This is a genomic window from Campylobacter sp. JMF_08 NE1 (assembly GCF_027737875.1).
GTDB lineage: Bacteria > Campylobacterota > Campylobacteria > Campylobacterales > Campylobacteraceae > Campylobacter_B.
The window spans coordinates 1-21379 of sequence record NZ_JAOVUC010000009.1; the positions used below are offsets into that span (position 1 = coordinate 1).

Annotated in this window: 22 protein-coding genes and 1 tRNA gene; 10 read left to right on the plus strand and 13 right to left on the minus strand. The window is 39.6% G+C overall.

Annotated features, from left to right (window positions below):
* The first annotated feature begins 225 nt into the window (after nucleotides 1-225).
* Nucleotides 226-612, plus strand: a complete 387-nt coding sequence (locus OFN91_RS07320; RefSeq protein ID WP_270873781.1) for a hypothetical protein — start codon at nucleotides 226-228, stop codon at nucleotides 610-612.
* A gap of 4 nt (nucleotides 613-616) precedes the next feature.
* On the opposite strand, the gene OFN91_RS07325 is transcribed toward OFN91_RS07320, so the two are convergent.
* A complete protein-coding gene (locus OFN91_RS07325) occupies nucleotides 617-769 on the minus strand; it encodes a hypothetical protein (RefSeq protein WP_270866570.1) in 153 nt (50 codons plus the stop codon).
* A gap of 230 nt (nucleotides 770-999) precedes the next feature.
* Here OFN91_RS07325 and OFN91_RS07330 point away from each other — a divergent pair, with 230 nt between their 5' ends.
* The 4 genes from OFN91_RS07330 to dnaE all read left to right on the plus strand — a co-directional run bounded on the left by OFN91_RS07330 (nucleotide 1000) and on the right by dnaE (nucleotide 8375).
* Nucleotides 1000-2175, plus strand: a complete 1176-nt coding sequence (locus OFN91_RS07330) for an OprD family outer membrane porin (RefSeq protein WP_270865382.1) — start codon at nucleotides 1000-1002, stop codon at nucleotides 2173-2175.
* A gap of 78 nt (nucleotides 2176-2253) precedes the next feature.
* Nucleotides 2254-2823 (plus strand): cytochrome c, encoded by a 570-nt coding sequence (locus OFN91_RS07335; RefSeq protein ID WP_270873782.1) that lies wholly within the window; start codon nucleotides 2254-2256, stop codon nucleotides 2821-2823.
* Nucleotides 2824-2832: 9 nt separating this feature from the next.
* Nucleotides 2833-3375 (plus strand): DJ-1 family glyoxalase III, encoded by a 543-nt coding sequence (locus OFN91_RS07340; RefSeq protein ID WP_270873783.1) that lies wholly within the window; start codon nucleotides 2833-2835, stop codon nucleotides 3373-3375.
* 872 nt (nucleotides 3376-4247) lie between these two features.
* Nucleotides 4248-8375, plus strand: a complete 4128-nt coding sequence (gene dnaE, locus OFN91_RS07345; protein ID WP_270873784.1) for a DNA polymerase III subunit alpha — start codon at nucleotides 4248-4250, stop codon at nucleotides 8373-8375.
* A gap of 89 nt (nucleotides 8376-8464) precedes the next feature.
* Here dnaE and OFN91_RS07350 read toward each other — a convergent pair whose 3' ends face one another.
* Nucleotides 8465-9145, minus strand: a complete 681-nt coding sequence (locus OFN91_RS07350) for an aspartate/glutamate racemase family protein (protein WP_270859755.1) — start codon at nucleotides 9143-9145, stop codon at nucleotides 8465-8467.
* The gene (locus OFN91_RS07355) at nucleotides 9146-10465 is read right to left on the minus strand and encodes a dicarboxylate/amino acid:cation symporter (protein ID WP_270873785.1); all 1320 of its coding nucleotides are present in this window, start codon (nucleotides 10463-10465) and stop codon (nucleotides 9146-9148) included. It lies immediately after the preceding gene.
* 115 nt (nucleotides 10466-10580) lie between these two features.
* On the opposite strand from OFN91_RS07355, the gene OFN91_RS07360 reads away from it, so the two are divergent.
* A complete protein-coding gene (locus OFN91_RS07360; protein ID WP_270873786.1) occupies nucleotides 10581-10826 on the plus strand; it encodes a desulfoferrodoxin family protein in 246 nt (81 codons plus the stop codon).
* A 391-nt stretch (nucleotides 10827-11217) separates the two neighbouring features.
* Here OFN91_RS07360 and OFN91_RS07365 read toward each other — a convergent pair whose 3' ends face one another.
* On the minus strand, nucleotides 11218-11517 hold the full coding sequence (locus tag OFN91_RS07365; protein WP_270873787.1) for an addiction module antidote protein: 300 nt from the start codon (nucleotides 11515-11517) through the stop codon (nucleotides 11218-11220).
* Nucleotides 11518-11596: 79 nt separating this feature from the next.
* On the opposite strand from OFN91_RS07365, the gene OFN91_RS07370 reads away from it, so the two are divergent.
* Nucleotides 11597-11728, plus strand: coding sequence for a hypothetical protein (locus tag OFN91_RS07370; protein WP_270873788.1), 132 nt, complete (start codon nucleotides 11597-11599; stop codon nucleotides 11726-11728).
* Between the two features lie 601 nt (nucleotides 11729-12329).
* Here the strand turns inward: OFN91_RS07370 and OFN91_RS07375 are convergent.
* From OFN91_RS07375 to OFN91_RS07405, 7 genes are all read right to left on the minus strand, one after another.
* Nucleotides 12330-13109, minus strand: coding sequence for a hypothetical protein (locus OFN91_RS07375; protein WP_270873789.1), 780 nt, complete (start codon nucleotides 13107-13109; stop codon nucleotides 12330-12332).
* A gap of 40 nt (nucleotides 13110-13149) precedes the next feature.
* Nucleotides 13150-13830, minus strand: a complete 681-nt coding sequence (locus OFN91_RS07380) for a replicative helicase loader/inhibitor (protein WP_270873790.1) — start codon at nucleotides 13828-13830, stop codon at nucleotides 13150-13152.
* A 19-nt stretch (nucleotides 13831-13849) separates the two neighbouring features.
* Entirely contained in the window at nucleotides 13850-14191 is a 342-nt protein-coding gene (locus OFN91_RS07385) for a hypothetical protein (protein WP_270873791.1), read from the minus strand.
* On the minus strand, nucleotides 14192-14455 hold the full coding sequence (locus tag OFN91_RS07390) for a helix-turn-helix transcriptional regulator (RefSeq protein ID WP_270873792.1): 264 nt from the start codon (nucleotides 14453-14455) through the stop codon (nucleotides 14192-14194). It abuts the gene before it with no gap.
* A 217-nt stretch (nucleotides 14456-14672) separates the two neighbouring features.
* Entirely contained in the window at nucleotides 14673-15383 is a 711-nt protein-coding gene (locus OFN91_RS07395; protein WP_270873793.1) for a hypothetical protein, read from the minus strand.
* 51 nt (nucleotides 15384-15434) lie between these two features.
* Nucleotides 15435-16706, minus strand: coding sequence for a tyrosine-type recombinase/integrase (locus OFN91_RS07400; protein WP_270873794.1), 1272 nt, complete (start codon nucleotides 16704-16706; stop codon nucleotides 15435-15437).
* 198 nt (nucleotides 16707-16904) lie between these two features.
* Nucleotides 16905-16981: transfer RNA gene (locus OFN91_RS07405), tRNA-Ile, on the minus strand.
* Between the two features lie 91 nt (nucleotides 16982-17072).
* On the opposite strand from OFN91_RS07405, the gene OFN91_RS07410 reads away from it, so the two are divergent.
* A complete protein-coding gene (locus tag OFN91_RS07410; RefSeq protein ID WP_270873795.1) occupies nucleotides 17073-17450 on the plus strand; it encodes a hypothetical protein in 378 nt (125 codons plus the stop codon).
* A gap of 178 nt (nucleotides 17451-17628) precedes the next feature.
* Here OFN91_RS07410 and efp read toward each other — a convergent pair whose 3' ends face one another.
* Together efp and OFN91_RS07420 are read right to left on the minus strand one after the other, a co-directional pair.
* A complete protein-coding gene (gene efp, locus OFN91_RS07415) occupies nucleotides 17629-18195 on the minus strand; it encodes an elongation factor P (protein ID WP_270859759.1) in 567 nt (188 codons plus the stop codon).
* 72 nt (nucleotides 18196-18267) lie between these two features.
* A complete protein-coding gene (locus OFN91_RS07420; RefSeq protein WP_442868053.1) occupies nucleotides 18268-19095 on the minus strand; it encodes a DUF234 domain-containing protein in 828 nt (275 codons plus the stop codon).
* 106 nt (nucleotides 19096-19201) lie between these two features.
* Here OFN91_RS07420 and OFN91_RS07425 point away from each other — a divergent pair, with 106 nt between their 5' ends.
* Together OFN91_RS07425 and OFN91_RS07430 are read left to right on the plus strand one after the other, a co-directional pair.
* Complete coding sequence (locus tag OFN91_RS07425; RefSeq protein WP_270873796.1) at nucleotides 19202-20515, plus strand: aminotransferase class V-fold PLP-dependent enzyme; 1314 nt, start codon at nucleotides 19202-19204, stop codon at nucleotides 20513-20515.
* A gap of 144 nt (nucleotides 20516-20659) precedes the next feature.
* Nucleotides 20660-20953, plus strand: coding sequence for a hypothetical protein (locus tag OFN91_RS07430; protein ID WP_270873797.1), 294 nt, complete (start codon nucleotides 20660-20662; stop codon nucleotides 20951-20953).
* The last annotated feature ends 426 nt before the right edge of the window (nucleotides 20954-21379 follow it).

Sequence of the window (21379 nt, forward strand, 5' to 3'; positions counted from 1 at the left end):
CGCGACCTCGCAATTCAAGCCCCCTTCCCCCTTACGAGAAAAGAAAATTTAGTCTAAAATTTAGAAAATAATTCAATGCTAAATTTGGATTGAATTTTGAATTTAAATTTCCCTGGATTGCTTCGGTGCTACAAAACAGCTCCTTGCAATGACAAATTAGACAAAATTTGCAATTTTTCCGAAAAAATTTTAAAATTAAAAACCAAAATTTAAAAAAGGAAAAAAATGAAAAACCTAATCCTACCCTGCCTAATCGCGCTAAGCTTCACAGGTTGCGCCTTTTTCGCGCCACGCACCACGCCACTTTGCCCAGACACCACCGCTAGCAAAATGCAGATTTCTAGCTACACAAGACAGAGCAAAGTCGCATATACATATAAATTTATAAATGGTAGCGAGCAATGCACCGCCAAATCAAATAAATACTTCGCCAACCCAGGTGATGTCGCACTTATCAGCGTTACAAACGGCACCGTTTCGAGCGCGCAAATACTCTCTCGCAAAATCACCCCGGGCGAGAAAGAGAGCTACACACCGACCAAAATCATCAAAAAACAGCTCCGCAAAAACGAAAATATCAAAGCCCCAACCGAAGAAAAAATCAGTTTTTGATAACTTACGCCCGAATTTCGCCCTTTAAATTTAACGCAAAATTAACAAAAAGGGCAAATTTCGCGCCAAAAATTATAAATTTTGCATAAATTTTATGAATTTTATCAGCCAAATTTAGCTTAACTGCAAATTTTTCACTATTAAAAATAATTCTCATTTGTTGCCATATATTTACTCAAATTTAGCTACAATCACCCTATCGAAATCAAACTCCTTTCAATATTTGCGAGGCGCAAGAGCGTCTCGCTTTTTTTATGCAAAATTCAGCGATTTTGGTTAATACTCGGTAACAAAATGGTTATATTTCAGTAAAATTAAGATTGTTTTAAGCAAATAATTTAGTATTTTGTGCTACTATTACGACCATAACTTTTACAAGGAGTTCAAATGAAATTATTCAAACTTAGTTTAGCAGCTGCATTAGCAGCAGGTGCATTTGCTACATCAGCAAGTGCTGTTGCATTAGAAGATGCAATCAAAGATGTAGATGTAAGCGGTTTCGCTTGGATGCGTATTGATTCTACAAAAACAGATGATGGTCTAAAAACAGAAAACGATCACAGATGGAGATTCAAAAGCGTTGTTAATACAAATGTAAAAATCGATGACAACTTCTTCTTCGTAGCTGGTATTCGCTATGCTCACGACAATGACTGGGCAGAAGGCAGAACAGCTGATGCGGTTACAACAAAATTTGATTTATACCAAGGATACCTAGGATATAAAATCGGTGGCACTACATTCCAACTAGGTCGCCAAAAACTAGGCACATTCTTCACAGATGATATGTTTGGTGATGGTTTGAAAGTCGTTAATCAAGATATCGAGGGCTTAACTCTTGCAGCTCTATATATGGATACATTAGAGAGCGATGGCGATATCGATTTAAATGCGGCAGCAGCAACTCTTGCAGCAGATGGCAAAAGACTAGATCAACACGACCTATGGGGCGTAGCTGCTATCGGTTCTTATGATCCAGTATCTTTCCAACTATGGTATGCTGGCCTAGAAGATGTTGTTGACTTATTCGCAGTTGAGGCTGGTCTAAGCTTCGATGTTACAGAGGATATCAACCTAGGCTTAACAGCTCAATATGCTTACTCAAATTTTAGCGATGAGTATGTTGCAATCGGTGCAGACGATGCTGATTTCTTCGGTGTAGAAGCTAGCACAAGCCTATTTGGATTTGATTTAACAGCTGGTTATGTTCAATACGATACAGATTCACAAGTTCATTCAAGAGTGTCTTTTGAAGACCAAGGCTCTTTCATCAGCCCAGGTGAAGACCTACTTAATTACAGAGATTTCAGAGGCGACAACCACGCTTGGTTCATCACAGCTGCTTATGCTATCGCAGACACTGGTCTAACAATCGGCGATGACTTCGTTAGCGGTGAATTCAACGATGAAGACGCTTGGGAAAATGTTGTTAGAGTTAATTACAAATACAACAAAAAACTTAGCTTCACAACTTTCTGGTCACATGTTAAATATGACGGCAAAGCTGGCGTAAAAGATAGCGAAGAAGATCACATCAGATTCCAAGCTAGATACGCTTTCTAATCATTTACTCTGATTAGTTATAATCCTAGGGCGAGGGCAAAACCTCGCCCTTTTTAAATTCTATCGACAAGGTATCAAATGAAGATTTTAAAACTTTCGTTTTTAGCATGTTTTTGCGCGGGTGCGCTTTTGGTGGCTAATGAGCCAGAAGAAAGCTATGTATTTGAGGCAAAAGGCGAGTTTGCCAAAGAGCTAAAATCTCTAATCGAAAAGCATTCCAAAGACGAAAATATCACAGTCAATGTCTATAAAAACGACGGCTCAAAAGGTGGCGTGCTAAATACTATTAAGCATAACCCTGCCGCTGCCAAAGAAGAGGGAGCTAAGATTTTCGCAGCTAAATGTGCCTCATGCCACGGCGCAAATGGCGAAAAGCGCGCTCACAGCGTCTCTAAAAAAATCAAAAATCTATCCGCAGGGGAGATTGCTATGGCTGTGAGCAACTATGGCACAGACCATGAATTTGGCGGTAAAAAAGCGTATTTGATGAACTCTATCGCACTATCTACGACCTCGACAGAGATAGGCTATATCATAGCATTTTTGAAGGGCGACACTTCATTTTTGCCTGGCGGTTCAAGCTCTGCGCGTGGTGGCAATACAGATATTTCGACCACTCCGAGCGAGCAAGGCTCATATCTAAAATAAAGGGAAAAAATGAAAGTAGCCGTTATTTTAGCCAATGGCTTCGAGGAAATCGAGGCAATAAGCGTGGTTGATTTGCTAAGACGAGCTGGAATCGACGCTAAATTTCTCGGTTTAGAGAAAAAATGCGTTACAGGCTCTCACGGCGTGGAAATCATCGCCGATGATTTACTCGTAAATTTAGACATTAACGAATACGAAATGATAGTCTTGCCGGGCGGTTTGCCAGGTGCCGAGCATTTGGCAAAAAGCGAAAAACTAGGCGAAATTTTACGCAAATTTGACAAAGCCGGCAAAAAAATTGGCGCAATCTGCGCTGCACCTTGGGCTCTGGGCACAGCCGGTGTTTTAAAGGATAGCTACACCTGCTACCCGGGCTTCGAGGGCACGGTCGCGCACGCTGGCTACACCGCTAGCGCAAATGTCATAATAGATAAAAATATCATTACCTCTCGTGGTCCAGCCACCGCAATGGAGTTCGCACTCACAATCGTGCGCGAACTAAAAGGCGAACAGGCTTTTAGCACACTAAAATCCGAGCTACTTTTTAACTAATTTCACTCGCTCGCAATTGCTGTTTAATCTGTCATTGCGAGGCGACGCAGTCGCCGTGGCAATCCAGTAAAATTCCCTAATCATAAATCTGTCATTGCGAGAATTTTGCGTTAGCAAAATTCATGGCAATCTACGACTTTAAATTTAGAGCATGCGAATTCCGTGTCATTGCGAGGAGCAAAGCGACGAAGCAATCCAGTAAAATTTAGAGAGTGTTAGAAAATTGAATTGGAATTTATCTAAATTCCCCTGGATTGTTTCGCTTTCTGCGAAAACTCGCAATGACAGCAAATTTACATGCCCTAAATTTTGCGCTCGTAGATTGCTTCGGCGATAAATCGCCTCGCAATGACAACAGCGAGCAAATTTTGCATAATCTGTCATTGCAAGAAATGCGAAGCATTTCAATTAAATAAAACCAGCTAAATTTAGAAAAACTTCGTTTTTCTAAATTTAGCCACTTCTAAGGTTTTACAGGGGTGAGGGTTGGTAAGAGGGAGGGTAGCGTCTCCTAAAAAGCGCGCCCTCCCCCTTACAAGAAAATCAAAATTTCGCCTAAAATTTAAAAAATCGTTCAATGCAAAATTTAGGTTGAATTTTAAATTTAAATTTTTCTGGATTGCTTCGAAAACTTCGTTTTCTCGCAATGACAGCAAATTTGCGCACTTTAAATTTTATACTCGTAGATTGCTTCGCTCGTTACACTCGCTCGCAATGACAAATTAAAAGCAAATCAATTGCTTGCTTGCATAACAAATTCGGCGCAGTGTCTGCCAAAACACAGCGATAACACAAAGCAAATTCTCCAAATTTCAAAAAGCCAAAATTTAACCCCTTTTTGCTAAAATGAGCGCAAAATCAAAGGACATTTTATGAGCGAATTCACACATTTACACCTGCATACAGAATACTCATTGCTTGACGGGGCCAACAAAGTCAGCGAACTAGCCAAAATCCTAGCCGAGCGTGGCGCCAAAGCCTGCGCAATCACAGATCACGGCAATATGTTTGGGGCGATCGATTTTTACCAAACCATGCGCAAAAACGGCATAAAGCCGATAATCGGTATCGAAGCCTATATCCACAACCACGATGATATCGGCGATAAAAGCGACAAAAATCGCTTCCACCTAATTTTGCTAGCCAAAAACGAAATCGGTTACAAAAACCTAATGTATCTTAGCTCGCAAGCCTTTTTAAACGGATTTTACTACTACCCACGCATAAACAAAAAACTACTTCGCGAGCATAGCGAGGGGCTTGTTTGCTCATCTGCCTGCCTTGCGGGCGAGGTTGAGTTTCACCTAAATTTAAGCGAACGAAACCTAAAACGAGGTGCAGGCGGATACGAAGCTGCCAAAAAGGCTGCCGCAGAATACAAAGAGATTTTTGGCGATGATTTTTACCTAGAAATCATGCGACACGGTATCGGCGAGCAACTAAATGTCGAAAAAGATTTAATCCGCATAGCGCGCGAGCTTGATATCAAACTCATCGCCACCAACGACGCCCACTACGCCTACAAAGAGCGCGCCACAGCACACGATGTGTATCAGTGCATAGCCATGGGCAAAACCATAAACGACGGAGATCGCCTAAAACATGTCGTAAGCGAATTTTATGTCAAATCAGATGAGGAAATGCAAAGGCTCTTTGCCGATATGCCAGAGGTCATCACAAATACGCAAGAAATAGTCGAAAAGTGCGATTTGCACTTTGCTTTCGAAGAAAAAGGCTACGCGCCCACACCGCCAAATTTCAAATTTACCCTCGAATACGCTAGCAAACACGGACTAAGCCTGCCTGAGCCAGAGGCTAGATATAGCTTTGCCAATGATGATTTTTTGTTTGATTATCTATGCCGTGAGGGTTTGAAAGAGAGATTAAAATTTATCGATGAGGCAAAACACCAAATTTACGAAGAAAGATTAAACAAAGAGCTTGAAATCATAAAAAACATGCACTTTTCAGGCTATATGATTATCGTGCAAGACTTCATCAACTGGGCCAAAGACCACGATATCCCAGTAGGACCCGGCAGAGGCTCTGCGGCTGGCTCGATTTGTGCGTATGCGCTTCGTATCACCGACCTAGATCCGATACCTTATAACCTGCTTTTCGAGCGATTCTTAAACCCTGCTCGTATCTCTATGCCAGATATTGATGTGGATTTTTGTCAAGCAAGGCGTGGCGAAGTAATTGATTATGTCATAAAGCAGTATGGCAAATACAATGTCGCCCAAGTAGCGACCTTTGGTAAATTGCTAGCTCGTGGCGTAATCCGCGATGTCGCCAGAGTCTGCGATATGCCTCTCTCACAAGCTGACAAAATGGCAAAACTTATCCCAGAAGGCCCTGGCGTAACCCTAACTGGCGTCGGAGATCCCGCTAGTGATAAATACAAACCGGGCGCTTACGAGCAAGAGCCAAAAATCGCCGAGCTTTTGCAAAGCGATCCCACAGCCGCGCAAGTATGGGAGTTCGCGCTTCAATTAGAGGGCTTAAACCGCAACGCTGGCATGCACGCAGCAGGCGTGGTTATCTCAAACGAGGAGTTATGGCACAAGGCCCCGCTTTTCAAGCAGGATAAAGGCGATGACGCGCGTATCGTCACGCAGTATATGAAAAACTATCTAGAAGATGTGGATCTCATCAAATTTGACTTTTTGGGGCTTAAAACTCTCGATGTCATCGACAGCGCGCTAAAACTCATAAAAAGGCGATATGATAAAGACATAATCTGGGAAAAAATAGATTTTAACGACCCTGCGACTTATAAAACAATCCAATCAGGCAACACGCTTGGAATTTTCCAAATCGAGGGCGCTGGCATGCAAGATTTAGCCGTAAATTTAAAGCCAGATAGATTTGAGGATATCATCGCGATGATTTCGCTATATCGCCCAGGTCCAATGGATCTAATCCCGCGCTTTATCGATATCAAACACGGACGCGAGGAAGCCTCATATATGTTCCCGCAAATCAAGGAAATTTTAGAGCCGACTTATGGAATCATCGTCTATCAAGAGCAGGTCATGCAGCTAGTGCAAACTATCGGCGGATTTTCGCTTGGCGAAGCTGATTTGGTGCGTAGAGCCATGGGTAAAAAGGACGAAAAAAAGCTAGCTCACATGAGAGAGCAGTATTTGGAGGGTGCTAAGACAAACGGCTTTGATGTCGCCAAGGCAAACGAGCTATTTGATATGATTATGAAATTTGCCTCTTATGGATTTAACAAATCCCACGCGGCGGCTTATTCGATGATTACATTTCAAACAGCCTATCTCAAAACCTACTATCCAGCCGAATTTATGGCTGGTTTGCTCACATCTGAGGAGGGAAACACAGAGAAAGTCGCCAAATACATAGACGAAGCCAAGCGCCTAGGAATCGGCCTTAAACAGCCCTCTATCAACCAAAGTTTGCGCGGATTTAGCGTAATTGACGATGAAGCAAGTGAATCGGGCCAGTCTATCATCTACGGACTTGGCGCGATTAAGGGCGTGGGTTCGGCTGCGATTGAAAATATCTTGGAGCTTCAAAACGAAAGGCTTTTTGAAAATATCGATGATTTTGCCACCAGAGTGGATAATTTCAAGGTCAATAAAAAGGTCATCGAGTCCCTAACTTACGGTGGGGCAATGGATTGTTTGGGTAAAACTAGGCTTGCGATTATCCAAAACATGGAAAATATCCTAGATGTGATGAAAAAAATCACAGAAATCAAAAAAGACGCTCAAAGCTCGCTATTTGGCGAAGATGAGGAGATGACCGAGGGGATAAAAGTAAGCTTCGTGGAAAATGCTGAGGAATTTGCGCAAAGTGAAATTTTAAAATTCGAGCAACAAACCGTGGGGGTGTATCTCTCTGGCCACCCGCTCGATGATTATAAAGAGCAAATGAGCGGTATAGATTACCTGCTCTCATCGCAATTTGGCGAGATTACGGGCGATAATGCCGAAATTTTAAGCGTTGGGCGGATCAAGGATATCACTACTCGTATCACAAAAACCGGCAAAAAAATGGGAATTTTAACCATTTTGGATTTGCACGGCTCGTATGAACTAGCCGTATTTGACAACACGCTAAAAACTATCGAAAATTTAAGCCCTGCTGAGCTTGAAAAACCATACGCTTTTATGATAAAAATCAGCAAAAGTGCCGCTAGTGAGGGAGCGTATCAAGTTTCCTTCCTTTCAATGCTAAGCCTAGAAAACGCCAAAGACGCTGGGTTTAGACCACGCTCTGGCGTATTTTTGCAAGGAAATCCGCTCAAAGTTTTCGAGAGCGAAATTTCGCCTATCGCACACAGCAAATCGAGCGAATTTGATGAAATTTTGCAAAATGATGGCTCATCAATGAAGCTTTTGTGTGTCGGCAAAATAGAAAGCGTGAATTCTCGCACCACAAAATCTGGCTCGCAAATGGCAAATTTAACCATACTCGATTTATCAGGAAGCTTCGAAGTCGCGGCATTTGGCGATGTGTGCGAAAGCGTGCTAGCCCTAAGCGATAGCGACCTAGAACGCCCGCTGGCATTTTGGGTAAGGCTTGCGAAAAACACAGGAACTTACGGCGGAAAATATCAAATTTACCTAGATGAAATTTTATCGCTCGATGAGGCGCGAAATATCGAAAACTACGCCCCTAGCGAAGCGAAGGCTTATGGCGGCTCTGCGCGCAAAGAGAGGCGAAATTTTGGCGATAACGGCTTTGAAAAGGGCGAAAACGCCGCACTTGTGGCCTTGCAACAAAGCAAAAAGGAGCGCGAAGAACAGCGCAAAAAGGCCGTGGATTTCGAGTTTGAAATAAGTGCTAGCGAGCTAAACCGCGACAAAATTCAAAAAATTTACTCTCTAGCCTTCAACGACAGGGATTTGAAAAACTCCAAACGGCTAATTTTGCGCGTGAGGTTTGAAAACGAGGTTTTGATCTATCCTACCGAATACATCGTCGGCGACGATTTTGGCGAGAAAGTGGGCGAAATTTTAGCTGCGTGAAATTTCTGAAATTTACGAATTTTAAGAATTTTAGAAATTTGAAATTTTAAAATTTAGCCCAAAATTTGGGCTAAATTTATTAAATTTGGCTATGAACGGGCAAATTCCACAATCGCGCGCGCAAGTTCGAGCGTAGCGTCAAGGAAAACCTTATCCGTCTCAATGAGTGGCAAAAACAGCGGGATCTCCGTGCAGCCAGCGATATAAACATCCGCGTCAATACTATCTAACACGCTTTTAAAAAGCTCCACATATTCTGCTGTTTTGCCAGCTTTCACACCTTTGTAAATGCAATCCATTAACTTAGCTTGATTTTCCTCGCCAAGCTCTACGCTGATTAATCCAGCATTCTCTAAGTGCTCATCATACACCCTAGCCTTTTTCGTGCCAGAAGTAGCCAAAACTGCGATTTTTTTGGCATTTGGATAGCGGGTCTGTATCGTGCTAACTGCGTTTTTTGCGATATGGATTAGTGGCAAATCCACAGCCTCCAAAACCCTTGGTGCGAAATAATGCGCTGTATTGCAAACCATGACAAACGCCTCGCAACCTGCATTTTTAAGGCGAGTTGCGCTTTCGATTAGCTTTGGCGTAGGATCCTCGCCCTCGCCGAAAATGCACGCCGTCCTATCCTCGATTTGCGGATAACTATCGATTAGAAGCGGGATATTTTCTTGATCGCTTCTAGCCCCCGTTAATTCTATCGTTTTTAGATACAAATCAGCACTTGCTAGCGGTCCCATACCGCCGATTACTCCGACTCTACGCATTTAATTCTCCCATTTTGAGGCATCTAGTTTGCCCTCTGTTTTAGCCACATATAGTGAAGCCACGACATCGCCTGTAACATTCATAGATGTGCGCCCCATATCTAGTATCGCGTCAATGCCTAGTATCATACCATAAGCCACTGCCACGGTTCCAGTTACGCTGATACCTACTGATTCTAGTATCAAAAGTAGCATTAACGCGCCAGCACCAGGCACACCAGCTGTTCCGATAGCTGCTAGCATAGATGTGATGATAATCGTAAAGTAGTTTTGAGCGGTTAGGTCGATACCGCACGCATTAGCGATAAAAAGCGTGCAAACGCCCAAATATACGGTCGTTCCGTTCATATTCACAGTCGCACCCACAGGCAAAACAAAGCCGTAGATTGATTTTGGAATTCCCATTTCCTCATCAGCTGTCCTCATTGTAATAGGAAGCGTGCCGTTCGAGCTTCTGGTAACAAACGCCGTAAGCATAGGCGCACGGACTTTTTTGAGGAATTTCGCAGGATTTATGCCAATTAGCATACAAACCACGCAATATATTGCAAAAACCTGCACCGCAAGTCCCACATATAGCGCAATCGTAACGGTCAAAAGCGAGCTAATCGCGCCAATTCCAGCTTTGTTAAACACAACGAACATTAGCGCGAAAACACCGATTGGTGCATATTGCATAACCCAGCGGATAACCTTAAACATAATCTCGCTCATACCATCAAAAAACGCATACACAGTCTCTGCACTACGCGCAATGCGCTCATCGTCGCTACTTTTGCAATACGCTAGGCCAATTCCCACAAAAATACAAAACGCGATAATAGGCAAAATTTCGCCCTTAACGATAGCCTCAAACGGATTTGTAGGGATAATATTTAGTAGAATTTGGCTCATCGCAGGAGCGTTTGCGCTCTTTTCCACAGCTTTGGCAGCATCTAGCTCCAACCCACTACCAGGGCTGAAAATCAATCCGCACGCCAAACCTATCGCGATCGCAAACAGCGTAGTAATCGCGTAGAAAATTATCGTTTTGACGCCAACTTTACCAAGGTGAGCTGGATCAATCGAACTTGTGCCAATTATCAGCGAGCAGACGATTACAGGCACCATAATCATTTTGAGCATTCGCACAAAAAGATCACCAAACGGCGTTAAAATCGATACCCAAGTGGTATCGCCAACGGTGGCATTTTGCGGTAAAATTATACCCAAAACCGAACCCAAAACAAGCGCAATCATTATGCGCCAAAGTAGGCTTGACTCAAAATACCATGCAAATATACCGCGCTTTTTAGGCGCATTAGCGTCACTTTGCGACATTTTTTCCCCTTTAAAATATAATGTTCTTATGATTTTACAATAAATTTGCATAGAACAAATTTAATTAGGGCTGAATTTATAACGAAAGGTTAAAATTTCATTTGTTTTCTAAATTTTGCACCATAAATTTGGCGAATTTAAAATCGGACAAGGCGGAATAATCCACCCAAGCGACGCTGATCACTGGATTTATGCGATTGAGCTTTACGCAGATGATAAACTCGTAGCCAAGGCTTCGTTAGAACCAGTCGCAAGCAGGGGATTTTTAAGCGCAAGACTAAATCTAAAAGATATCAAAACCCTCAAAGCAATCTCTCGCTGTAACCTGCACGGAAATTTTACATTTTCGATAAATTTATAACCACTAAGCCCAAATTCAGGGCTTTGAATTTTATTTTTTAATTTTATATAATCGTTTTTAAAAAGTTTTAAAAAAAGGCTGAAATTGTGTAATGGTGGGCTCACCATTTTTCTAAAATTGAGATATAACGACGATTTTAAGGGATTATTGCTTCTTAAAATTTAGCATTTTACTTATACATTTACTTATACTTTTTCTTTAAGGTTTGCAAAGAAAAAAAATAATTTTGAAAAGTTTAATTTTCAATACTAAATTTTAAAAAGCCCCTATTTTAGGACTTTTAACGATTGCGAAATTTTGACTTTAAGTTTCGTAAGCTTAAAAAATATGTTTCACGGCTTTTTTGTTTAAGTTTTTGCAAATTTGGCTTAAATTTTAGGTCAAAACTTATTTAAGCTTTGCTGTATGCAAAAGTGGTATTTAAGTCCAAAGCCTTTAAAATTTTAAAAATGCTTTCAAATCGTGGCTTTGAATTTGGTCTGAAAATCTTATAAAAACTCTCTCTGTTTAATTCTGCTTTTTTGGCTATTTTCTCTACGCCCTCAGCCTTTGCAAGGTAAAAAAGGGCTCTTTTAAACTCTTCCAAATCGCCCCCCTTTATAACTTCGTTAAGGTAGTGTTGGCGTGTTTCTTGGTCGTTTAATAGTTCGGTCATATCGTTATCGGTAAATTTGCTAAATTTAACGCTCATTTTCTAGCCCCTTTAATCACTTCCATAGATTAATTATAATGCTTTGTTGCTAAATAGCTACTTAAAGGCTTGATTGTCTATGCGTTCGCTTTTGGGTGGTGTGTGCGCGGTCGTGCTTGGTTTGTGTTCGGTTTTGTTTTGGCTCTTTGGTTTGGTTGTGGTTTTTGGTGATTTGTGTTTATGTGGTTTAAAAGCGTTTAAAGGGGTCTAATTTGATTTGTAAGGGTTTGGGTGGTGTGTTTGTATTCGTAAGGGGTTAAAGGGGCTTAAATCGCTTTAAAATGCGTTTTGGGTTTTTGTGTGATAAATCTGTGATAAATTAGTGCATAGATTGCGATTTTAGGGGCGTTTAGCGTGATTGCTAGGGCTTGGCGGCGCGGTTGCGTGGTGTGATTAATTTGTGAGTAATAGCGTGGTTTAGGGCGTTTGGTTGAGGTTTAGGGCGTTTTGGTTTAAAGGGGGTTAGGGGCGCGCGGTCGTGCGCGGTTGATTTTTAAGAGAGAAAAAAAAGTAGCAAAAAAAAGAGAGAATTTTTTTATTTTTTATCCCCCCTAAAAATATAAATTTTCTTTTTTTTTAAATTGAGTGTAAATTTTAGATTTTTTCTCTTTATTTAAAGTATTAATATAATTATAGGGGGCGATTTTTTCTGTATTTTCACTCTTTGCAAATATCGCTATTATCGTGCTTTACTCCATTTCTTAAAAAAAACTAAAAAACGCCATTTAAGGCGGGATTTTTTGCAAAGTCTTTCAGATATTATCAATTAATTTCACACAATTTCAAAAAGCCTATTTTTTAGGGTTTTTTGGTTAGTCGATTTTATAGAGTAATTCTGCTCTAATTAGTGGAAATTTTAAGTCGTTTTTGTGTGTTTTATCGTAAATTTTAATTTTTCGTAAGGTGTTTAAAAGTGGTTTTTGGCTGTCTTGGTTTTGTATGTATAGCGTGGTTTTGCATTGTCTAAATTTTACGCCTTTTATTGCGCCTAAATGCTCGTTTTTGCTTAGGGCGTATTGTTTGCTTATGGTTGCGCTCTCTAAATAGTCAAGTGCATAATCAAAGCTTTTAAGGCTGATTTGTTTGCGCTCTTTGCTTTGGTTACAATACCTTAGCAAATATTTTAAAATTTGCGCTGTTTGTTTGTCGTGCTTTAATGGCTCTTTGGTTTGGTTGTCGTATTGCTGTAAGCCGTGAATTGATAAAATTGCGTAATTATCTAGCCTATCTTTGCTTTTACGGCTCTTTGTGATTGTGTCGTGCGTGTAAAATGCCATAATTGTGATTTGCTTGGTTAGTTTTAGGGCTTTTGTGGTGCTGACTTCGCATCGTTCGCCTAAATTTGCGTAAATTTCCCTTTGCGTGTTTAGCTTTTTGCTTTCTAAATTCAGACAAAATTTTGTCGTAAATCGCTTTAAAAATGCTTTTGTGGTAATAAATCGTAAGCTATCAATACCGCTGAAATTAGGCGTTTTGAATTGCGATATTTGCGCTTTGATTTGCCTTGCGTGTGTGGTGTTTAGCGTGGATAATACGGCGTTTAAAAGCGTGGTTTGCGATTGTCGTTTATTGTGGTATAATGCGCCTTGCATTTAGTTCTATAAGGGGCTATTTTTTAGCCCCTTTTTTCTTTCATTTGAATTCACTATCGCCAAAAATATCACTTAATTTCTTTGGCTCTTTGTTTGGCTCATTGTCTTTTTGTGGGTCAAATTTCAGCCTGTTACTATGCGCTGAATTTTGCATAAATGGAATTAAAGGCTGTTTATCCATTGTTTCGCCTTGATTGTCTATAAGATAAATATTTATCTCATATTTGTTTAATGCGTTTTGCATTTCTAGCCCTATTAAATACGGCGTTGTTAGTTCTGTAAAATCGCCTTTGCGCCTTAATGCTTTGTAAGTATTAACGAAATTTAGGCGTTCGATATCTCTTTTACTCTCTAACTCGTTGCAAAAGTTATACCAGTTTTTATATAAAACCCCTAGCGTTTCGGTGATATAGTCGTTTAAAAAAGATACGCTCTTATATGCGCCTTGTCTGTTTCGTGCTATATCGGCGATTAAATACGCCCTTATGGCTTCGCTTTCAAGTTCGCTATCACTTAAACGCTGTTCTAAAATGTCGATAATTTCGCTTAATCGTGGCAAAAATTTGGCTGTGGTGATTAGCTTGTAAATCGCTCTTTTAAAGCTGTCTAGGTCGTATTTTTTTAAGATTTCATAATGCGCTTTTAAAAGTTCGCTGTTTGGCTCTTTGTCATAATTTGCGTATAAAACTAGCATTATCTCTAAATATTTTTCAAAATTCATTTTTTAACCTTTCTATGTCTTAAATTTTAGCGTCGATTGCGCCGTTTTGGTTGTTGATTAAACTTGACTTATAATCTCTCATAAATCGCTCTTTGCGCTCCCTTAGCGTTTCGCCTTTGCTTTTATCTTTTGGATTTTTTGCGCTCCATAAAATAAAAGTCGTTGCGAAATTTGCTAATTTATAGCCCTTTGTGTAGCATTGTAAAACAAAGCTTTCAAAGGTTAGCGTGGTGTCGTGTGTTTGCTTGAATACATTTACAAAATGTTCTAAGCTCTCTAAATACTCTGTGCTTACTTGGTTCAAGCTTACAGGGCGTTTTAATTGGTATTTATTTATGGCTTTATAAAATGCGCTATTCATTTAAGCCCCCTTTGCGCTGTCTGTTTCGCTATCTGTTGCGCTCTCTGTTGCGTTTGCGCCGTTTTGACTTATAAGGGCTAAACTCTTTTTAACTTCGTTAAAATCCCATAAAATAAGCGTTTTGCTTATGCGTAATTTTGGCGGTGGCAAAATGCCTTTTTGTAGTAACCGCCAAAATGTGGTTTTTGAAATACCGCCTAAATACTCGCAAATTTGCGCCGTGTTTATATAGTCTTTTTTTACTTCCATATTTTTGCCTTTCATTGATTTTCTTTTTCTTTCTAGCTAGTTATTGAAAAATTAGGCGTATTTTAAAAGTTTGGTTGCGTATAAAAAAGGAAAATTTATTTTCCACTAAATTTTTAAAATGCGCTTTTTGGCGTTTTAAACGATTTTTTAAAAAATGGAAAATTTTCTTTAAAATGCCTTATTTTCGGCTTTGTGTATCGTGGAAAAATTTTTTCCACGCAAATTTGAAAGGTTAAAAATTTGGTTGTTTTTTGTAGTTATTTACTCGTTCAAGCGTTAAAAATTTTTTGAGTTTGTTTGTAAATTCAGCTTTTGAAAAAATATTTTTTGTTTCAATATCATAAATTTCGCATAAATCTAGCATTTTTTGATTAAAGTTATATTCTATTTCCCTGTCTTTTTTCTCAAATATTTCCTTATAACGCTTATGTGGCTGAAAATATCTTTCACACTCTAATAAAAAAGCTTTATAAATTGTATCCATACGATTATTATATTCCATATTTTCGAAATTCATAACTGGTTTAATGTTGTTTTCGCTATCAAATCTAAAAGCTTGTTTTAAATACGATAAAGCTTTTAAGTAAATTTCGTATTCTGTAATTTCAAAAGGTATATCTTGGTATCTCAAATGAAAATGATAAGAAAATAATCCGTTTAATATCTCTAATGCTTCGTGTTTTGATTTGCTAAATTTTTCAAATTTTAACATAAATTCAAAATCTAAAATTGATAAATTTTCGTTATATTCTTTTTCTAAATCATTAAAGATTTTATTCAAATAAAATTCTAACATAGAATAATTTTTCTTTTGATATTGTTCTTTTTCTTTGTTAGTGTCTAATGCTTCGTCAAAAAAAGCTTTAATTTTTTTTATTTTGTTTTGCTCTTTTTGTTCTCTTTTACCTAATGTATCGTCTATATTTATGCTACTTCTCGCCATTTTTTCGCCCCTTGCGTGTTATTTTTATTTAAAAAGGTTACACAATATAACCTAACCTTTTTGCTCTTTGTCTAAATTTTCTAAAAAATCGCTATACCATTGCATTAAATGCGCTCTTTCGTTTAGCCTTTCGCTTCGGTCGTAAATAGCTTTTATTCTGTTTTGTGGTGCGTGGTCTAAGCATAGTTCGATTATTTCGGAGTTTGCACCGTGAAGTTTGGTGTATTCGTTGCATATCGTGCTAAATGTGCTTCGTGCGCCGTGTCCGTGCATTTCATCGCCAAAACCTAACCGCTTAATGGCTTGGTTGATTGCGTTCTCGTTGATTGCCTTGCTTTTGGCTATATCGCTATAAAATACAAATTCGCCCCTTTTTATCGTTTGCATTTCGTGCAAAATCGCCCTTACTTGCTTAGAAATCGGAAGTAAAAAATCGTTTGCGCTCTTATTCATTTTCATTTTTTGGCTTGGTATGGTGATTAGGCTTTTTTCAAAGTCTATATAATCCCATTTCAAAAAACGGATATTAGCTGTCCTTAGTGCTGTATGGAGTGCAAATTTTAAGGCGTTTTTGGTAATTAGGTTTATGGTTGTATTTGTGTTTAGCTCTGTGATAAAATCGCTTAGTCTGTTAAGGTCTGTAATGGCTTTAAAATGCCTTTCTTGCTTAGCTGTTTTAAAGCTGTCTTTAAAGTCGATATCGCTTAGTGGTGAAGTTTCAATAAAGCCTTTACTCACGGCGAATTTTAGTATTTGCTTTAAAATGTTAAATGTGCGCCGTGAAGTTTCAAAGGTTAGATTATTCTTAGTTTCGTAATCTTGGATTTGTTCTATAACTTCGATTAATTCACGCCTTTTAAGCTCTGAAAGTTTGCGCTCTTTTAGGCGCGGTAAAAGGTGCATATTTATCCGTGATAGCTCTTTTTTGATTGTGCTTTGCGCTAGTCCTTTGCTTTGGCTATGCGCTATAAAATCGCTTATAATATCGCTAAATTTTAGGGCTTTTGTGGCTTGGCTCTTTATGCTTTCGCCTTTGGCTCTTTGGTTTGTAATCTCTAAGGCTCTTTGTCTCGCTTCGTTTAGCGTGGTGCTTGGATATTTGCCTATTTTTATGCTTATTAGATTTTTTGCGCCGTGCGTTTTGTATTTGTAATAAAAAGTCTTGGTCGTGGTTGTTTTGCCTTGCGTTATTTCGATATATAAATTCGGCGTAATGTCTTTTAAAATTTGGCTCTTTGTTCCGTTTGCCTTTGGCTTTATGTCGTTTGGGATTTTATAATTTTTTAGTTGGCTGTCTGTGGTAATGTGTTTTTTATCACTCATTGCATTTAGTCCCTTTAAATCGTGGTTAGGTAAAAAGTATAAGTAAATTTTTTCTGTGGATTTTTACTTATACATTTACTTATATTTTTATCTGAAAATCGCTGATTTTCTCTGAAATTGATTGTAATCGAAAATGCTTTAAAACTCTCTTAAAATCGTGGTTTGTGAAAGGTTGTGAAAAAGGCTGAAATTGTGTGGTGGTGGGCTCACCAGGACTCGAACCTGGGACCATCCGGTTATGAGCCGGATGCTCTAACCAACTGAGCTATGAGCCCGATTGAATAAATTGGATAAGCTGTAATTTTACAAAAAATTTCTTAAATTTTAGTTAAAGCGCAAAATTTCGCCAAACGCCAAATTTCTTACATGCGATACGCAATCCAACCTGCACACGCAAATTTTAGCGCCAAATCACGACACATTATGACGCAAGAACCGCGCGCATTTCGGCGCAGTATAATCCACGCAAACCACGCAAACCACGCAAACCACGCAAACCACGCAAACCACGCAAACCACGCAAACCACGCAAACCACGCAAACCACGCAAACCACGCAAACCACGCAATCCACGCAATCCACGCAATCCACGCAATCCACGCAATCCACGCAATCCACACAATCCACACAATCCACACAATCCACACAATCCACACAATCCACACAATCCACACAATCCACACAATCCACACAATCCACGCGAACGCGCTTAAAAATATCGCCCAAATTTCGGCGCAGTATTAGCCCAAACCAAAATCAAGCCCAAACCAAATTCAAGCCCAAACCAAATTTCGGCGCAGTGTTTAAAAGCGCAAGAGTATTTGACAAAATTTAACAACAAATTTTAAGGATTAAATTTAAAATTCCCCGCTAAATTTGGCAAATTTCGCAAATTCGCCAAATTTAATCAGGGAAGGAAGAATTATTTGTTTGCTTTTTCGATATATTCGCCACGCACGGTATCTACGCGGATAACCTCGCCTTCAAGCACATGAAATGGGATTTGCACGACCGCACCAGTTTCAAGGGTCGCTGGTTTTTTGTTGCTTCCTTGTGTATCACCACGGAAATTTGGCGCAGTTTCGACGATTTTTAGCTCGACTACTTGCGGAACTTCCACGCCAATCGCTTTGCCGTTGTAAAACATAATGCTAACCATCATACCATCGAGCATCCATTTTTTCGCCTCGCCCACATCCTCGTCAGCGATTGCTACTTGCTCGTAGCTCTCTGTGTCCATGAATTGGCAATACTCGCCGTCATCATAAAGGTATTGCATATCTTTTTGCTCTAAATTTGGCTCCTCGCATTTATCGCCTGCGTGGAAAGTTTTTTCCAAAACCTTACCGTCGATGAAGGATTTTAGTTTCGCGCGCACGAAAGCCGCACCCTTGCCCGGTTTTACATGTTGATATTCTACGATTTTAAACGGAATTCCATCAACTTCGATTTTAAGACCTTTTTTCAAATCGCCCATTGAATAAGCCATTTTTTCTCCTTAGTTTGGTTGCATAAAAACTGCGATTATACTAAATTTAGCTTTAAATTTAGCCAAATTTAATCAAAGTAAAATTTTAAAATCCTCTATATCAAAAAGCAAAATTCTATCATTTTTGATTTTTTCTAGCTCGCCTGAGAACCCAGATTTTGAAAACAGCGCCACCATATCGGGCGCAAGTGCGGAATTTTCGCACTTTGCGAGCAGTTCGTTTAGGACATTTTTTGAGATTTTGCGCTCTTTGTATTTACACTCGCCCACGATTAAAAACCCCTCAAATTTCGCGAAAATATCAATCTCGCTATTTTTATCCCAATAACTCGAAATTTGCGAAATGTCGATATTTAGGTAGTTTGCGAGCAGTTCACGGCAGAGTATCTCATAGCCAAAACTCGCGTAATTATCGAAATCCTCTCTAATCTCGCCGATGACTTTTTCGTATTCGCCCTGCGCCAAAATTTGCAAATTTGGCTCGATAAACCTGAACCAAAACCGCGAGAAATTATCGTTAAAATGGACTTTATCTGTGATTTGATAGCGTCTTAAAATTCGTGGTAATTTATCATTTTTATGCAGTTTTACGGGGCGTTTTTCGTGCGATTTTTCTAAATTTAAAAACCCAGCTTCTAGCAAAATTTGCGTGATTTTTTGGGCGGTGAAGCGGGGCAGTATCTTTGCGACACCGATTTTTTTGCGATCTGATTTGGCGAATTTCATCAACGCTTGTTTTAGCTCTTTTTCATACTCGCCGCCGAAACTAAACCTCTCGCCAATCTCCCTAAAATTCGGCAAAATTTCAGCCTCTATCGCGCTAAATACATCGTCATATTTCGCGCAAATATCAAAAGCATCGAATACGAAGTGAAATTTCAAAATTTCACTCAGTTCCAAATGGCCAAATTTGCTAGCCGTGTGTTTTAACCCTAGAATTTCACCCCTCCTAAAACGGCTAATTTTAGCAAGTTTAGGTATAATTTACAAAATTTTGGAGCAAAAAATGCAAATCGAAAAAATAAAAAATGATTTAATACTAAAAGAGGGACTCAAATACTTCGATTTCGCCGCGTCTGGGCTAGCGTGCAATAGCGTCGAGCGCGAAATCGAGCGGGTTTTGCGCACTTATGCCAACACGCACTCTCTTGGTGGCGAAAACGCCCACACCACGAGCGAATACTACGAAAACGCGCGCGCCAAAATCAAAGAAATGCTAGGGTGCGCTGGCAGATACTACCTCATCTCGTGCGGATTTGGCGCGACAGCCGCGATTAAGAAGCTATGGGAAATTTTAGGCATTTACCTGCCGCCAAACACCAAAAAACGGCTAAATTTGACAAATTTCGCCACAAATGAGCGCGCGAAATTTCCACTAATCGTGATTTCACCATACGAGCACCACTCGGTCGAAATCAGCCTGCGCCAGGCTCTGTGCGAACTCGTGCGCGTGCCACTGGGCGCAGACGGGCTTATGGATTTTGGCAAATTAAATGAAATTTTAGGCGCAAATAAAGGGCGCGAAATTTATGGCGTATTTAGCGCGTGTTCTAACGCCACTGGGATTTTAGTCGATTATAAGCGGGTATTTTTGGCGCTGAAAATGCACGGCGCGAAACTTTTCATCGACGCTAGCGCGCTTGTGGCGCATGATAATGTGGATTTGGGCTTTTGCGACGGGCTGTTTTTTGGCGCACACAAACTAATCGGCGGAGTGGGCGCGTGCGGGATTTTGGCACTGAAAAAAGAGTTTTTAGAAGGCGCGGAGCCCACATTTGCGGGCGGTGGCGCGGTAAAATACGCTGATTTTAGCACGCAAAGCTTCGTCATCGACAAAGAGAGGCTAGAAGAGCCAGGCACGCCGGGGATTACGGCGCTCATTAGGGCGTATTTGGCGCTGGATTTGCGCCGTAAGGTGGGATTTACGGCGATAAAAGAGCGAGAGAGCGCGCTAAATGCGAAATTTATCGATGAAATTTCAAAAATTAAAGAGATTAAAATTTACGGAAATTTAAGCGCGCCAAGGGTGCCGATTTTTGCGTTTAATATGCAAAATTTAGCCTCTGACGCCCTAGCCTCCGTGCTTAGCTCGAAATTCGAAATCCAAACGCGCTCTGGGTGCGACTGCGCGGCACCGTATGGATTTGATCTGACAGGACTTGCGCCAGATCCCGTAAATCAGACCAAACCAAGCTGGGTGCGGGCAAGCTTCTCATGGGTCAATGACGAGGACGATATCGCCTACCTCGCCCACGCGCTCAAAGAAATCGTCAAAATCCGCACAAAGATAAATTTCGTAAGCGGAAAATATCGTTGCTAATCGCCCCCGCAAGGCGAAAATACTGCGCCAAATTTGAAATAATGATAAATAAAGGATAAAAAAACGATGAAATTTGACAAAAATATAAAATTCGGTGGGCAAGGATACCCATCTACGGTACTGTTACAAAGAGTATAGCCGAAAATGATGAATAAACAGGAAAAAGCTATGTTTCTTATAATTATGTTATGTTTTTGGTTTGCAATACTATTTGTTTTATTTAAACTTTTTGGAATAAATAGAGTATTTGATATATTTTGTATTATATTAATTTCGATAAATGTCTTTTTTGTGCTAAAAAATGGAGTAAAAAAAGATGATTTTAAATGGCAAAAAATAAAAGACATGGAGATAGTAAAATATGGCGGTGTTGCTTTATTCTATCTTATTTGTTGGATTTTCGTTTGGGCAGCAATGATTTACATAAGGCATAAATAAATGAAAACATTTAAAAACAAATTTGAAGCTGGTGCGGGTATCGGTAGAGCAGTTGTTCCAAATATAACAAATGGTAAAAACAATGAATAGTTTTAAAAAATTTATATTCGCATTAGTGCCAATAAGCTGTATTATACTACTAATGAAAATTTCAATAGATTTTTTAGGTAGTAATAATTTTTTTGATATCTTATGTATTTTAATACTTACATACTTTGGATATTGTATATTTAAAAATGGCATAAATAAATCTGATATAAAACTAATTAATATATTAAGTATCGACCCTAGTAAAAACGGTGGCGTAGCTTTAATATGGTTTATGATTGTTAGCGTAATATGGGGATTTCTGCTATACATTAGAATTAATGAAGTGAGTATGATAATAAAAATTTAAAGGAATATAATGAAAATTGATAAAAATAT

Coding starts and splice junctions, on each gene's coding strand:
- OFN91_RS07410 (WP_270873795.1), top strand. CDS start 17,073: ATGCGATACGCAATCCAACCTGCACACGCAAATTTTAGCGCCAAATCA.
- OFN91_RS07340 (WP_270873783.1), top strand. CDS start 2,833: ATGAAAGTAGCCGTTATTTTAGCCAATGGCTTCGAGGAAATCGAGGCA.
- OFN91_RS07320 (WP_270873781.1), top strand. CDS start 226: ATGAAAAACCTAATCCTACCCTGCCTAATCGCGCTAAGCTTCACAGGT.
- OFN91_RS07335 (WP_270873782.1), top strand. CDS start 2,254: ATGAAGATTTTAAAACTTTCGTTTTTAGCATGTTTTTGCGCGGGTGCG.
- OFN91_RS07355 (WP_270873785.1), bottom strand. CDS start 10,465: ATGTCGCAAAGTGACGCTAATGCGCCTAAAAAGCGCGGTATATTTGCA.
- OFN91_RS07330 (WP_270865382.1), top strand. CDS start 1,000: ATGAAATTATTCAAACTTAGTTTAGCAGCTGCATTAGCAGCAGGTGCA.
- OFN91_RS07350 (WP_270859755.1), bottom strand. CDS start 9,145: ATGCGTAGAGTCGGAGTAATCGGCGGTATGGGACCGCTAGCAAGTGCT.
- OFN91_RS07370 (WP_270873788.1), top strand. CDS start 11,597: ATGCGTTCGCTTTTGGGTGGTGTGTGCGCGGTCGTGCTTGGTTTGTGT.
- OFN91_RS07430 (WP_270873797.1), top strand. CDS start 20,660: ATGATGAATAAACAGGAAAAAGCTATGTTTCTTATAATTATGTTATGT.
- OFN91_RS07375 (WP_270873789.1), bottom strand. CDS start 13,109: ATGCAAGGCGCATTATACCACAATAAACGACAATCGCAAACCACGCTT.
- OFN91_RS07385 (WP_270873791.1), bottom strand. CDS start 14,191: ATGAATAGCGCATTTTATAAAGCCATAAATAAATACCAATTAAAACGC.
- efp (WP_270859759.1), bottom strand. CDS start 18,195: ATGGCTTATTCAATGGGCGATTTGAAAAAAGGTCTTAAAATCGAAGTT.
- OFN91_RS07325 (WP_270866570.1), bottom strand. CDS start 769: ATGAGAATTATTTTTAATAGTGAAAAATTTGCAGTTAAGCTAAATTTG.
- OFN91_RS07425 (WP_270873796.1), top strand. CDS start 19,202: ATGCAAATCGAAAAAATAAAAAATGATTTAATACTAAAAGAGGGACTC.
- OFN91_RS07365 (WP_270873787.1), bottom strand. CDS start 11,517: ATGAGCGTTAAATTTAGCAAATTTACCGATAACGATATGACCGAACTA.
- OFN91_RS07390 (WP_270873792.1), bottom strand. CDS start 14,455: ATGAAAGGCAAAAATATGGAAGTAAAAAAAGACTATATAAACACGGCG.
- OFN91_RS07400 (WP_270873794.1), bottom strand. CDS start 16,706: ATGAGTGATAAAAAACACATTACCACAGACAGCCAACTAAAAAATTAT.
- dnaE (WP_270873784.1), top strand. CDS start 4,248: ATGAGCGAATTCACACATTTACACCTGCATACAGAATACTCATTGCTT.
- OFN91_RS07380 (WP_270873790.1), bottom strand. CDS start 13,830: ATGAATTTTGAAAAATATTTAGAGATAATGCTAGTTTTATACGCAAAT.
- OFN91_RS07395 (WP_270873793.1), bottom strand. CDS start 15,383: ATGGCGAGAAGTAGCATAAATATAGACGATACATTAGGTAAAAGAGAA.